The organism is Streptomyces sp. NPDC001732 (genome assembly GCF_053596315.1).
Map to the genome: position 1 here is coordinate 355,130 of NZ_JBSFFY010000001.1, position 13,732 is coordinate 368,861.

The window sequence follows — 13,732 nt, forward strand, 5'->3', positions numbered from 1 at the left end:
CTCGGGTATCGCTCGGTACCGCTCGGGCGTCTGCTGTCCGCAGGCGCAGCCGGTACCCGGAGCGGCCCCCCGGCCGGCCTCGGGCCTTCCGTCCGTTCCGCGGTCCGCACCGCACTCCGGGCATACATGTCCGGTCATTGTGGGTCCCTCCCCTTGAATGCCCTGTGATTATGCAATCCGCCCCCGGGACGCCCAATGCCATGCCGAAATGCGATATCCGGAACGCGCCATCCGGTAGGAGGCCGAAATGCGACAACCGGAACCCGTCGTCCGGTACGAGGCCGGAACGCGAACGCCGCCCGGGGGCACACTTGCCGCCTCCTCGGCAGGCCATAACGGGGTGGAACGTCCAGGATGGGGATGTAGTGGACCCGAGGAGATGTTCCATGGCCCAGCAACCGAGCCCCACGGCCCCGTCCCCGGCCCCCGTCCCGGCCCCGGGCGAGGGCCGCTCCTCGCGGTCGGTACTCGTGGCCATCGGCGCGCTGCTCCTCGGCATGCTCCTGGCCGCACTCGATCAGACCATCGTCTCCACCGCGCTGCCGACCATCGTCAGCGACCTCGGCGGGCTGGAACACCTCTCCTGGGTGGTCACCGCCTATCTGCTGGCCTCGACCGCCGCGACCCCGCTCTGGGGCAAGCTCGGCGACCAGTACGGGCGCAAGAAGCTCTTCCAGATCGCGATCGTCGTCTTCCTCGTCGGCTCGGCGCTCTGCGGCGTCGCCCAGAACATGCCGCAGCTCATCGGCTTCCGGGCTCTCCAGGGCCTCGGCGGCGGCGGTCTCATGGTGCTCTCGATGGCGATCGTCGGCGACATCGTCGCCCCGCGCGAGCGGGGCAAGTACCAGGGACTGTTCGGCGCGGTCTTCGGCACCACGAGCGTCCTCGGGCCGCTCCTCGGCGGGTTCTTCACCGAACACCTCAGCTGGCGGTGGGTCTTCTACGTCAACCTGCCGATCGGTGTCGTGGCGCTCCTCGTGATCGCCGCCGTGCTGCACATCCCGGTCCACCGCACGAAGCACACCATCGACTACCTCGGCACCTTCCTCATCGCGTCCGTCGCCACCTGCCTCGTCCTCGTCGCCTCGCTCGGCGGCACCACCTGGGCCTGGGGCTCGGCGCAGATCATCGGCCTCACCGTCCTGAGCGTGCTGCTGCTGGTCGCCTTCGTGGGCGTGGAGCGCCGCGCCGCCGAACCGGTCATCCCGCTGAAGCTCTTCCGGATCAGGACCTTCTCCCTCGTCGCCGTCATCAGCTTCGTCGTCGGTTTCGCGATGTTCGGCGCGATGACGTATCTGCCGACCTTCCTCCAGGTGGTGCACGGGATCACGCCGACGATGTCCGGTGTGCACATGCTCCCGATGGTGTTCGGGCTGCTCCTCACCTCGACCGCGTCCGGGCAGGTCGTCAGCCGCACCGGCCGCTGGAAGGTCTTCCCGATCGCGGGCACCGGCATCACCATGATCGGACTCCTGCTCCTGCACCGGCTCACGGAGACCAGCAGCACCTGGCAGATGAGCGCCTACTTCTTCGTCTTCGGCGCCGGGCTCGGCCTGGTGATACAGGTCCTGGTGCTGGTCGTGCAGAACGCCGTCACGTACCAGGACCTCGGCGTCGCCACCTCAGGGGCCACCTTCTTCCGGTCCATCGGCGCCTCGTTCGGCGTCGCCGTCTTCGGCACGATCTTCACCAACCGGCTCACCGACGAACTGACCTCGGCGCTCGCCGGTCGTGCACTGCCCCCGGGGGCCAGTGCGAAAGGGCTGGCCGCCGACCCGCGCGCCATCGGGAAACTGCCGCCCGCGCTGCGCCCGGAGGTGCTTCACGCGTACTCGGCCTCGATCACGGACGTGTTCCTGTACGCGGCGCCCGTCGTGCTGATCGCCTTCGTCTTCGCCTGGTTCCTCAAGGAGGACAGGCTGCGCGGTTCGGTGACCGCCCCCGACTCCACCGAGACCCTGGCGTCGAACCCGGTCGAGCGGTCCTCCTACGACGAATGCGCCCGCGCCCTGTCGGTGCTCGCCACCCGCGAGGGTCGCCGCGAGGTCTACGTGAAGATAACCGAGCGGGCGGGCTACGACCTGCTGCCCGCTGCGAGCTGGATGCTGCTGCGCGTCAAACGGCACGGCGCGGTCGAGCCCGCCGTGCTCGCCGACACCACCCCCGTGCCACTACGGGTGATCAGCGAGGCCGCCCGCCAGCTGGAGGAACGCGGACTGGTCCGGCGCGAGGGCGTGCAACTGGTGCTCACCGGGGCCGGCGAGGAAGTGGTGGTGAGGCTCGCGGAGGCCCGGGAGGAGTCGATGGCCGAGCTGCTGGGCGACTGGTGGGGGCCGGAACGCCCGACCGACCTGGTCAGGCTCGTGGCGGAACTGACCGCCGAGACGAGCGGGTCGAGCAGGGAACGGCCGCACAGCCCCGAACCGAGACGGGACCACGCCGCCGGGACCGGCCCGCACGGCCTGAACCGGCCCACGCCACCGGGACCGGACCACACGGCCTGAACGGAGCCACGCGGCCGGGACCGGACCACACGGCCCGGCCCGGACCGCACGCACCGCACCGGACCACACCGCACCGGACCGAGCCGCGCGGCCGGACCCGTGCGGTCGCAAGGCATGAGGCCGGGTCCTACGACTCCGGCAGGTCCTTCGCGAACCAGTGCTCCGCGTACTGCCGCCGGTGGAACGCCGGGACCTCCCGGTAGCCGTGCTTGGCGTAGAGCCCCCGGGCCTCGACCAGGTCGCTGCGGGTGTCCAGCCTGAGCGTGCGTACACCGAAGGCGCGCGCCGCCTCCTCGACCGCCGCCATGAGCAACGCGCCGCCGCCCGTGCCGCGGTACTCGGGGCGCACGAACACCCGGGTCAGCTCCGCGACGCCCGCCTCCACCACCAGCAGACCGGCACAGGCGGCGGGCCTTCCACCGAACCGGCCGACGATGAACTCGCCGGTGGGCGGCACGAGCAGCTCGGCACCGTCGTCGGTGAGCCCCTCGTCGATCTCCTCGGCGGTGGCGGGCCGGCCCCAGTAGCGGCTGGCGACCTCGTCGTAGTAGTCGCGACGCAGCAGTGCGGAGTCCGGCGAGTCGAACGCTTCGGGGGCCGAGGTCCAGGTCGCGCCAGTCGTGTCGGTCAGGTCGGTCGTGCCAGGAGCGCCAGTCATGCCGGTCATTCTGGGCGGAGGCGATCAAGCAGGCGAACGAATTCACGATCCGCCCTCCTGCTCAAGACCCGCCCTCGTGCTCACGATCCGCCCTCCTGCTCCTACCCGCTCTCACACCAGCGGCGGCGGAACCATGACCGGCGGCGGAGGCACCACCGGCCGCCGCCTCCGGGCCCGCCGCACCAGCAGCGCCGCCACGACCGCCGCCGCCACGATCCCGAGCAGCGTCAGCACCCAGGCGGGGATGCCCGCCACGGTGAGCAGCCGGTCCGTGTACACCGTGGTCCGGTACGGGGTGTCGGTGGCGGTCGCGCGCAGCTCGTGATCGCCGTCGATCCGCTCCGGGCGCGGGAACGACTGCTCGATCGCTGTGAGGAACACCGGCTTGCCGTCGGTCATCGCCGCCAGCGCGTCCGCGTCGCCGTGTTCCGATGCGGGGTCGATCCTGCCCGCATAGGTCACCTCCGGCGCGTCACCGCCGATCGGACCGCGCGGCTCCATCCGGTGCGCGGCAAGGACGTACAGGCCGAGTTCCTGCGGTGTCGAGGCGAGCTTCGACAACCGCATCGGGTAGATCAGCCGGCCGCTGGCGAAGCGCAGCCGCAGCGGTTCGAGGCTGCCGGTGAGCGGCCTTCCCTCCTCGCGGGGAGCGAGACGGACCGCGACGTACTCCCACTTCTGCTCGACGTAGGGCTCCAGCGCCGTCGCCAGCCGGTCGGGGAGCTCGAACCCGTTCTCCTCCAGCCAGCCCTGGAGCGCCTTCGGGTCGGTGGCCGCCAGTCGTGCCACGTCGAACGGGCCGAGCCGCTCCCGGCCCACCACCTCGACCGGCGGGGCCGCGGCGGAAGGCGCCCCGACCCTGTCACCGGTCGTGGGGGCGAACGGCCAGTCGTCGGAGCGGGGCCAGAAGTAGTGCCTGGTCTCGTGCGCCGGGGCGGTGAGGGCGGAGAGCTCGGAGAAGAGGCTCGCGTCGCCGAGCTCCACGCTCGCCCGGTGCGGCACCGGCATGATCCAGGCGGCCTCGGGAGCGTTCCCGCGGACCGTGAGCCGCATGACGATCTGCTCGGTGCGGCCGTCCCAGGCCACCACCGACGTCTCCCGGTCGACCGAGACCTGGCTCTCGTCCCTCGGGACCATCGCCCCGCAGCCGCACGCGTACGCCGGGCCGATCAGCGATCCGAGCTGCAGTGCCGCCAACATCAGCAGCAACGACAGCGCCCGCACCGCCCATGGGTTGCGCCCGCCCCGCGTCCGCGGCTTTCCTCCTGAGCCCTGCATGTGCCGTTTTCCTCCCCCGATGAGCCGACGAACACGGGTGAGGACGTGCGGACGGTGATTCCGGTTCCGGTTCGGGTATCGGTCGCACGTCCGGTTGCCAGGACATGGTTTCGAACAAAATCGGCGCGGCAGTCAGGCAAAGGGAGGGTGGATTGGGTCTATCTCGTGGGGCAATGCGAAGGTTTCACAACGCGCCCGGGTCGAGCGGCGGGCACAGGATCGGCGGGAGGATCGGCGCAGCGTGGCGAATGCGGAGCGGAGTGTGCGCACAGACGCGGCGACGGGGGCGAGGACGGGGACCGGGGCGGTTCGGGCTCTGCTCTGGCTGGTCGTGGCCGCACTGGCCGTACGGCAGATGGCAGTGGTGCTGAGGCAGCCGCCGGGCGAACGGCTCACCGACCTGGAGACCTGGATCGGGGAGAACGGCGTCCTGCACATGCCGGGCTCGCTCTACGACAGCGACCGGTTCACCGGCACCCCGTTCGCCGGACTGGTGCTGAAGCCGCTGGCCAGAACCGCGGAACAGAGTCTGGGCGTCGCCTGGACCTTCGGTTCGCTGCTGCTCGTCGCCGCGCTGGGCGTCGTCGCCGCCCGTGCCCTGCCGGGACCGGTCACCCGCCGCACCGCCCTGCTGGCCGCCCCCGTCGCGATCAGCCTGCTGATGCTCTCCCTGCCGGTCCGCAACGCACTGCACCTGGGGCAGACCAGCATCCTGCCGGTCCTGCTGGTGCTGCTGGGCTGCTTCGTGGTCCGCGGGGAGCGCGCCCCCGGGGTGCTGATCGGGCTGGCGGCGGCGCTCCAGCCGACCGTGCTGCTCTTCGCCGTCCTGCTCGGGCTCGCCGGGCGCCGCCGGGCGGCGCTGACCGGCGGCGTCACGTTCGCCGCCTGCACGGCGCTGGCCTGGGCCGCGCTGCCGGGCGACTCGTGGACGTACTGGGTGCACCACGTCGCGGGCGCCGGGCTCGGCGACGACGCGGACAGCCCGGCCAACCAGTCCATGCACGGTGCGCTGCTCCGGTTCGGGCTCACGGGCCCGCTCGAAATCGTGCTGTTCGTGGGGCTGGCGGTCGCCGTCTGCTGCGTCGGGCTGCGCCGCGCCGCGCGGTACGCGCGGGACGGGCAACTGCTGCTGGCCGTCGCCGTGACCGGCTGCGTCGCCGTCGCCGTCTCGCCGACCGCCTGGCAGCACCAACTGCTGTGGGTACTGCTCGCCGTGGTCGGACGGGTCGGCAGGCGGGCCTCCGACCGGCTGGTCTGGCCCGTGGTCGTGGTCCTCGTCATCACGCTGCCGGGGAAGATGCTGCTGCCGAACATGGCGCTCCTCTTCCCCCTGCGCGACAACGTGCTGCTGCTCACCGCGATCGCCGCGGCCTGCGCGGTGCCGTTCCTGCCGCGCGCCTCGGAGTACTGGCAGCACCCGGTCCCCACCGAGTACGCGGCCCCCGCCCCCGCCCGCCGGGGCCGGATTCCGCTGCTGCCGTTCTGGCGGCGGGTGCTCAGCCGTCCCAACCTGCTGCTGGAACTGCTCCTGATCAGGGTCGTGTACTCCGCGTACTCGCACGTCAGACTCGCGGCGACGGCCGGTCGTGCCACCGCCGAACACCACGGCCGCCAGATCCACTCCATCGAGCAGTGGCTGCACATCGACATCGAGCACCGGGTCAACCACGCGGTGGTGGAAATCGGTTGGCTGAGGGGGTTCTTCGACCACTACTACACGACGCTCCACTTCATCGTGCCGCTGACGATCCTCGGGGTGCTCTACGCGCGGCGCCCCGCGGACTACCGCTGGGCCCGCAGCACGATCGGCTTCGCCACGGTCCTCGCCCTGGCCGGCTTCTGGCTCTACCCGCTCGCCCCGCCGCGCCTGATGCCGGAACTCGGCTTCATCGACACGGTGAACGGCGTCCAGGACTTCGCGAAGCCGGACTACGGAACGCTGACCTCGATGACCAACCAGTACGCGGCGATGCCCTCGCTGCACTTCGGCTGGTCGCTCTGGTGCGGAGTGATCGTCTTTGTGCTGGCCCCGAAGATGTGGATGAAGGCACTGGGGCTGCTGCACCCGCTGTTCACGGTCTCCGCGATCGTCGCCACGGCCAATCACTGGGTGCTGGACGCGGTGGGGGGCGCGGTCGTGGTCTCGCTCGGCTTCGGGCTGACCCACGTTCTGTCGGGACCGAGGAAACCACGACCTGCGGCCGAGCCCGCCACGGTGGAGGCGCGGGCGCAGGGCGGGCCGGAGGGGGCGGGACGGAAGGCTCCGGCACCGAGAAAGGCACCGGCCGACGCACCGGCCGACGCGGTGGCCGGCAAACAGAACTGAGCAGAACCGAGCAGCACCGGGCGGACGCGAGCAGCACCGAGGAGCGGACCGGGCGCCGCTGAGGGGCCGTCGGAACCGCACGCGGTGTCCGGGAAGCCCACGGAGCGGCGCCGGGGCCGAAGGGGCGCAGGGACGAGCACATCGTCCTGACGCCCCTTCGGCGTGGATCGCCGCCTGACCAGCATCTGCCCATTTGCGTCGGTCCGCCACTCGAACGGCTCACGAGGTGGTCGAGCCGAGGGCCCAGGTGGCGAGGGACAGCGTGGCCATGGAGACCACCGTCGAGGCCACCACGGCGTTTCGGGCCGGGCGGGTGTCCAGGCCGTACTGCTGGGCGTAGATGAAGGCGTTCTGAGCGGTCGGCAGCGCGGAGCAGAGCACGACGGCCAGCAGTTGGTGCTCCGGCAGGTGCAGCAGCGGGCCGCCGACGGCGAAGGCGATCAGGGGCTGGGCCAGCGTCTTGAGCGCCACCGTCACGGCGACCTCGGCCCGCTCCGTGCGTCCTGGGCGTTCCGTGCGCTTCGTGGCGTCCCGCGCGCTCCCCGTTCCTGCCTCCGTTCCTGCCTCCTGCTCCGGGCTGCCCGCTTCCTTCGCAGGTGCCGTGCGCCGGGCGAGGGCTGTCGAACCGTCGGCGGCCGGGCGGGGATTCAGGGAGAGACCCAGGGTGATCAGGGCCGTCGGCACGGCGGCGGCGCCGAGCAGGTCGCAGGAGTGGGCGAGGGCGTGCGGCAGCCTCAGCCCGAGCGCGGAGACGGCCACGCCGAGCAACGAGGCCATGATGATGGGGTTGCGGACCGGCATCGTCACCATCCGCCGCAGTACGACGGCTCTTCCGGACTTCGTACCGACCCCGACGTCGGCCCCCTGACCGCCACCCGGACCGCTCCCCGTGCCCGAGTCCAGCAGCGTCAGGATCACGGGCGAGACCAACAGCACCTGGAACAGGATGATCTGGGCGACGAACGAGGCGTCACCGAGCACCTGGGCCGCCACCGGGATGCCGAGGTTGGCGGAATTGACGTAGCCCGACGCCATGCTGCCGATCGCCCCGTCCGCGGTGCCCCGGCCGAAGAGCCGGCCGGCCGTCAGGAAGCCGAGGCCGCAGACCAGTGCCGTACCCGCCGCGAAGGCCACCATCGAGGGGTTGGCGAAGGAGTCGAGCCGCGCTCCGGAGACCATGGTGAACAGGGCGGCGGGCATGGCCACGTGGAAGACGAACCGGCCGAGCACGGCCTCCGCCTGCTGCCCGAGCAGGCCGCTGCGGCCGGTCGCCCAACCGATGGCGGTCAGCGTCCAGATGGGGGCGAAGGCGGAGAACAGGGCGTGCATGCCCGCCATGATCCTCGCGCCGTTGTGCGCCTCCTGTGCTGGGGTTCGGCAGGAGTGCGTACGTCCTCGGCGCCCGGACAGTCGTACGCCGTGTGGCCCCGGGCCGGGGCGGACGGTGTCGCGACGGACGGCGGGGCCGGGCGAGGAGGAGGCCCCCGCCGTCCGAAGCCACCAGTCACCCGGAGCGCTCAGCCCCCGGCCGTCCCGGCGCCCTCGACCGTCCCGGCACCCTCGGTCGCACCAGGGGTACTCCCACCGGTACCGGTACTGACCTGGAGCTGTTTGATCCCGTTGAGCCAGGCCGAGCGCAGCCGCCGCGGGTCGTCGACCAGCCGCAGGTCCGGCAGCGCGTCGGCGATCGCATTGAAGATCAGGTCGATCTCCAGCACGGCCAGGGACTTGCCGAGGCAGAAGTGCGGCCCGCCGCCGCCGAATCCGAGGTGGGGGTTGGGGTCGCGGCGGATGTCGAAGGTCTCCGGGTTCTCGAAGACCTCGGGGTCGTTGTTGGCCGAGGAGTAGAACAGCCCGACCCTCTCGCCCTTCCTGATCAACTGCCCGCCCAGTTCGACGTCCTGGGTGGCGGTCCGCTGGAAGGAGACCACGGGGGTGGCCCAGCGGACGATCTCCTCGGCGGTCGTGGCCGGCCGTTCGCGCTTGTAGAGCTCCCACTGGTCGGGGTGGGTGAGGAAGGCGTGCATGCCGTGACTGATGGCATTGCGGGTGGTCTCGTTGCCGGCGACGGCGAGCAGGATCACGAAGAAGCCGAACTCGTCGGAGGAGAGGTTTCCCTCGCCCTCCGCGGCGACCAGCTGGGAGACGATGTCCTTGGCCGGGCACTCCTTGCGGGCGGCCGCCAGGTTCATCGAGTACGAGACGATCTCCATGGCCGCCTCGGTGCCGACCTCCTCGGTGATCGCGTACTCGGGATCGTCGTACGCGGCCATCTTGTTGGACCAGTCGAAGATCCTGGCCCGGTCCTCCTGCGGTACGCCGATGAGTTCCGCGATGGCCTGGAGCGGCAGTTCGACGGCGATGCGGGTGACGAAGTCGAACGAGCCGTCCTCGTCGGCGGAGGCGAGCGCGGCGGCCACGATCGAACGGGCGCGGTCGCGCAGGGCCTGCTCCAGGCTCCGTACCGCCCGTGGCGTGAAGCCCCGCTGGACGATCTGGCGAACCCGGGTGTGCTCGGGCGGGTCCATGTTCAGCATGATCAGCTTCTGGACCTCGATCTGGTCGCGGCTGATCGACTCGTTGAAGCGGATGACCGCGGTGTTGATGTTCGAGGAGAACAGTTCGGGGTGGGTGGAGACGTACTTGACGTCGGCGTGCCGGGTGACGACCCAGTAGCCCTCGTCGTCGAAGCCGGAGACACCGGCCGGCTGGGCGCACCACCAGACCGGTGCGGTCTGCCGCATCTGTGCGAACTCCGGGTGCGGGATGCGGGATTGGAGCAGATCGGGGTCGGTGAAGTCGAACCCTTCGGGCAGATGGGGGCAGGACATCGGCAGCTCCAGGTCGGTCCGAGGGCCGCCCGAACGTCGTCTGACGGCCCATCAGAAGTTGTCCGAAAGGTAGTAACGAGTTCTACAACTGGCAAGAGGCGGTGGCCGATCCGTTGCGTGAAGACTGGACGGGGCGGGCGGTGGGCATGTGCAAGACCCTTGCACACTCGGGGTGACCTTCGTGAGACTGCCCGTAGAACTAGAACGCGTACTAGTTCCACTCCGCGGGCGCCGGGACGCCGCCGCGGACGTGTGAGGAGAGGACGAGCTCATGGCCGCGGAACCCGTCATCGTCGAAGCCGTACGCACCCCCATCGGCAAACGCCAGGGGGCGCTCGCCAATCTGCATCCCGGCTATCTGCTGGGCGAGACCTACCGAGAACTCCTCGGCCGCACCGGCATCCACGCCGACTGCGTCGAGCAGATCGTCGGCGGCACCGTCACCCACGCCGGCGAACAGTCCATGAACCCGGCCCGCAACGCCTGGCTCGCCGTGGGGCTTCCGTACGAGACCGCCGCCACCACCGTGGACTGCCAATGCGGTTCCTCGCAGCAGGCCGCGCACATGGTCGCCAACATGGTCGCGGCCGGGGTCATCGACATCGGCATCAGCTGCGGCGTCGAGGCCATGTCGCGGGTGCCGCTGGGCAGCGGTTCCAAGCACGGGCCGGGCAAGCCCTGGCCCGACGAGTGGAACGTGGACCTGCCCAACCAGTTCGAGGCCGCCGAGCGCATCGCCCGCAGGCGCGGACTGACCCGGCAGGACGTCGACGCGTTCGGCCTGCTCTCGCAGGAACGGGCCGCCGCCGCCTGGGCCGAGGAGCGGTTCAAACGGGAGACGTACGCGGTCCAGGTGCCGACCACCGAGGAGGAGCAGGCGGCCGGGCAGGGCATGTGGCGCCTGGTCGACCGGGACGAGGGGCTGCGCGACACCACGACGGAGGGACTCGGCCGGCTCAAACCGGTCATGCCCACCGCGATCCACACCGCGGGCAACTCCTCGCAGATATCCGACGGCGCCTGCGCGATCATGTGGGCGTCCAAACGGATGGCGCGCGCGCTCAAGCTCAGGCCGCGCGCCCGCATCGTCGCCCAGGCGCTGGTCGGCGCGGACCCGCACTTCCACCTCGACGGGCCGATCGACGCCACCCGCGCGGTGCTGGGCAGGGCCGGGATGTCGCTCAAGGACATCGACCTCGTCGAGATCAACGAGGCCTTCGCCTCGGTGGTGCTGAGCTGGGCCCAGGTCTTCGAGCGGGACCTCGACGGGCTTGCGAAGGTCAACGTCAACGGCGGAGCCATCGCGCTCGGCCACCCGGTGGGCGCCACCGGAGCCCGGCTGATCACCACGGCGCTCCACGAACTGGAGCGCCGCGACAAGGAGTTCGCGCTGATCACGATGTGTGCGGGCGGCGCGCTCGCGACGGGAACGATCATCCAGCGGCTGTGACGCCGTGCGCCGGACCGAGGTGCCGTGGTCGTCGCAACACCCCGGTCCGGGGGTGCACCTGGCAACACCCCCGGCCGGGGCCCACGCCGATGTCGTCGGCGGGCGCGGTTCCCTAGCGTCGTCGTCATGGACAACCACACCAGCTCCGCGAACCGTCGGTCCCGGTACGGACGGCCCCGCGTCGCACGGCGGGCGACGGCGGTCGTCGCGGCGACGGTCCTCGCCGCGCTCGGCACCGCCCCGGCCCTCGCCCAGCAGCCCTCCGGCGCCCCGGGCCCGACGCGCCCGCACGCCGCGACGCACCAGGGCAGGGGAACCCTCCTGGGCGTTACCCCCGTGGCCGCCCTCGACCGCGCCGCCGTCGCCCGGTTCCTCGCTCGGGCAGGCATGGACACCGACACCGTCCGCCACGGCCTGCGGGCCCACCGCCTCACCTATCGCACCGTCACCCCGCAGGGCGCGCCCACCACCGCCACCGGGCTGCTGGTCCTTCCCGAGGGCGGCCCCCGACGGCTGGACCTGGTCTCCGACACCCACGGCACGATGGCCCACCGCGACTACGCGCCCTCCGTCGGCGAGGGCTTCGGCCGCTTCGCCCCCTACCTCCACGCCTCGGCGGGCCGGGCCGTCGCCGCCCCCGACTACCTGGGGCTCGGCAGGGGGCCGGGCCGCCACCCGTACATGGACACCAAGTCCGCCGTCACGGCCTCGGTCGACATGCTGCGGGCCTCCCGCACCGCCGCGCGGCAGCTGCACCGTCCGCTCACCGGCGACGTGTACGCCAGTGGCTTCTCCCAGGGCGGCCAGGTGGCGATGGCCCTGGGCCGGGCCCTCGACGGGGGTGCGGACCGGCACTTCAGGCTCCGGGCCCTCGCCCCCGTCTCCGGCCCCTACGACATCGAGCACGCGGAGACGCCCGCCCTGTTCGACGGCAGGGTCAACGACACCAGCGCCGTCTTCTACATGACGTACTACCTCACCGCGCAGAGCCGGCTGCACCCGCTCTACAAGGACCCCTCCGAGGCGTTCCGGAAGCCGTACGCGGACGTCGTCGACCGGCTCTTCGACACCAACCACACCGAGGAGGAGATCATCCCGGCGCTGCCCGCGACGCTGGAGGAACTGCTCACCGACGACTACTATCGCCAGGTCCAGCACCCCACCGGCGGGCTGCTGGCCGCGGCGCGCGCCCAGGACGGCAACTGCGACTGGAAGCCGGACGTCCCGGTGCGGCTCCACTCCTCGTCCGGCGACACCGACGTGCCGATCGCCAACGCCCGCAACTGCGCCGCGGATCTGGCCGCGCACGGTGTCGAGGCCCCGGTCGTGGACCAGGGCACGGTCGATCACAACGGCACGTACCTGAAGGCGGGCCCGCAGATCGTCCGCTGGTTCGACGGGATCGCCGCGCGGAGCTGACGGCGGTCTGCACCGACGGCGACGGGCGGCACTGGCGACGGCGACGGGCGGCGCTGATGACGGCGGGCGGCCCCGGCCGGGAACCCGGTCGGGGCCGCGTCGCCGCGTCGTGGGGGACGTGCTCAGTACGGCACGTGGGTGGGGAAGGTGGCGGTGGGGCTGAACAGCCCGGCGTATGAGAAGAAAGGTTTATTCACCATGCTCTTCGGGGCCTGCGTGGCCTGGTTCAAGAGCTCTTCGGCGAGGGATCGGGCGTTGCTGCGACCGACGGCGCGTCGTGCTAATCGCACTTCGCGCTCCTTGAGGCCCATCAAGTCGGCGATCGAGCCGTCGTCGCCGACCGTGACGGCGAAGGCCGCCAGGGTTCTGCTCCGCTCGGCCTGCGTCTCGTCGAGCAACGCCTGCGCCCGGCGCATGCGTTCGTCACTGGCGCAGAAAGCTTCCGCCAGGACTGTGTTCCGCTCCCAGAATTCTCTTGGTTCCACGTGAGTGACAACGCGTAGGCGGCCGATGGGAACGGACGGGCGAGCCAAATGCACCTGAATGAGCTAATGCCTGATCGCTTGCCCGGTGGTAGCAGGGGACTTCGGTCGGCCAGGACGGCCGGGCCGAGGAATTCCGATGTGCGGATCGGGACATGACGAAGGCTCCGACCACCGGTCGGAGCCTTCGTGCGGGATGTGGTGCAGGGGTGCGGTCCGTCGGACGTCGGCCCGTCACCGGCCGGCGGACGGACGATCAGTACCAGCCGTTGGACTGCCAGAACGCCCAGGCGTCGCACGGGCTGCCGTAACGGGACTTCATGTGGTCCATGCCCCACTTGATCTGGGTCGTGGGGTTGGTCCGCCAGTCGGCGCCGGCCGAGGCCATCTTCGAGGCGGGCAGGGCCTGGACGAGACCGTAGGCGCCGGAGGAGGCGTTGGTCGCGGTGTGGTTCCAGCCGCTCTCGTGCTGGACGATGTTGCTGAAGCACTGGAACTGCGCGGCGTCACCGATCATCGCCCTCGCCGTGGCCTGCGCGCCCGTCGCGGCGGATGCCGGGGCGGCCGTCGCCGGGGTGACACCGAGGGCGAGGCCGGTGGCTCCGAGGAGTGCGGCGGTGCCGATGGCGGCGGACTTGCGGCGGGCGGTGCGGGGCAGGGCGAGGATGTTGCGGGCGAACGACACAGGAGACCTGACGTCGGGTACGGGGGAAGTCGCGGGCCGGTCCGGAGCACGTGGCCGTGCGGGTGGAACGGCGTTCGTCGACCGGGGTCCGATGCGGGG

The 13,732-nt window shown here is 71.3% G+C and carries 10 protein-coding genes; 4 read left to right on the plus strand and 6 right to left on the minus strand.

The window, feature by feature from the left end:
• The first annotated feature begins 386 nt into the window (after window positions 1-386).
• A complete protein-coding gene (locus tag ACWCXX_RS01480; RefSeq protein WP_451123090.1) occupies window positions 387-2,504 on the plus strand; it encodes an MFS transporter in 2,118 nt (705 codons plus the stop codon).
• 127 nt (window positions 2,505-2,631) lie between these two features.
• On the opposite strand, the gene ACWCXX_RS01485 is transcribed toward ACWCXX_RS01480, so the two are convergent.
• Together ACWCXX_RS01485 and ACWCXX_RS01490 are read right to left on the minus strand one after the other, a co-directional pair.
• On the minus strand, window positions 2,632-3,162 hold the full coding sequence (locus ACWCXX_RS01485) for a GNAT family N-acetyltransferase (protein ID WP_451123092.1): 531 nt from the start codon (window positions 3,160-3,162) through the stop codon (window positions 2,632-2,634).
• A 111-nt stretch (window positions 3,163-3,273) separates the two neighbouring features.
• Window positions 3,274-4,362: a DUF2330 domain-containing protein gene (locus ACWCXX_RS01490; RefSeq protein ID WP_451123550.1), complete on the minus strand. Its 1,089-nt coding sequence runs from the start codon at window positions 4,360-4,362 to the stop codon at window positions 3,274-3,276.
• A gap of 394 nt (window positions 4,363-4,756) precedes the next feature.
• On the opposite strand from ACWCXX_RS01490, the gene ACWCXX_RS01495 reads away from it, so the two are divergent.
• Entirely contained in the window at window positions 4,757-6,766 is a 2,010-nt protein-coding gene (locus tag ACWCXX_RS01495; protein ID WP_451123552.1) for a bifunctional glycosyltransferase 87/phosphatase PAP2 family protein, read from the plus strand.
• Window positions 6,767-6,985: 219 nt separating this feature from the next.
• On the opposite strand, the gene ACWCXX_RS01500 is transcribed toward ACWCXX_RS01495, so the two are convergent.
• Complete coding sequence (locus tag ACWCXX_RS01500) at window positions 6,986-8,104, minus strand: AEC family transporter (RefSeq protein WP_451123094.1); 1,119 nt, start codon at window positions 8,102-8,104, stop codon at window positions 6,986-6,988.
• 179 nt (window positions 8,105-8,283) lie between these two features.
• Entirely contained in the window at window positions 8,284-9,597 is a 1,314-nt protein-coding gene (locus ACWCXX_RS01505; protein ID WP_451123096.1) for a cytochrome P450, read from the minus strand.
• Between the two features lie 271 nt (window positions 9,598-9,868).
• Here ACWCXX_RS01505 and ACWCXX_RS01510 point away from each other — a divergent pair, with 271 nt between their 5' ends.
• On the plus strand, window positions 9,869-11,047 hold the full coding sequence (locus ACWCXX_RS01510) for a steroid 3-ketoacyl-CoA thiolase (RefSeq protein WP_451123098.1): 1,179 nt from the start codon (window positions 9,869-9,871) through the stop codon (window positions 11,045-11,047).
• A gap of 126 nt (window positions 11,048-11,173) precedes the next feature.
• Window positions 11,174-12,466 carry an alpha/beta hydrolase family protein gene (locus ACWCXX_RS01515; protein ID WP_451123100.1) on the plus strand — a complete coding sequence of 431 codons (1,293 nt, stop codon included), beginning with the start codon at window positions 11,174-11,176 and terminating at the stop codon, window positions 12,464-12,466.
• Between the two features lie 122 nt (window positions 12,467-12,588).
• Here ACWCXX_RS01515 and ACWCXX_RS01520 read toward each other — a convergent pair whose 3' ends face one another.
• Window positions 12,589-12,882: a hypothetical protein gene (locus ACWCXX_RS01520; RefSeq protein ID WP_451123102.1), complete on the minus strand. Its 294-nt coding sequence runs from the start codon at window positions 12,880-12,882 to the stop codon at window positions 12,589-12,591.
• A gap of 322 nt (window positions 12,883-13,204) precedes the next feature.
• Window positions 13,205-13,633, minus strand: a complete 429-nt coding sequence (locus tag ACWCXX_RS01525) for an aggregation-promoting factor C-terminal-like domain-containing protein (RefSeq protein ID WP_451123104.1) — start codon at window positions 13,631-13,633, stop codon at window positions 13,205-13,207.
• Between the last annotated feature and the right edge of the window lie 99 nt (window positions 13,634-13,732).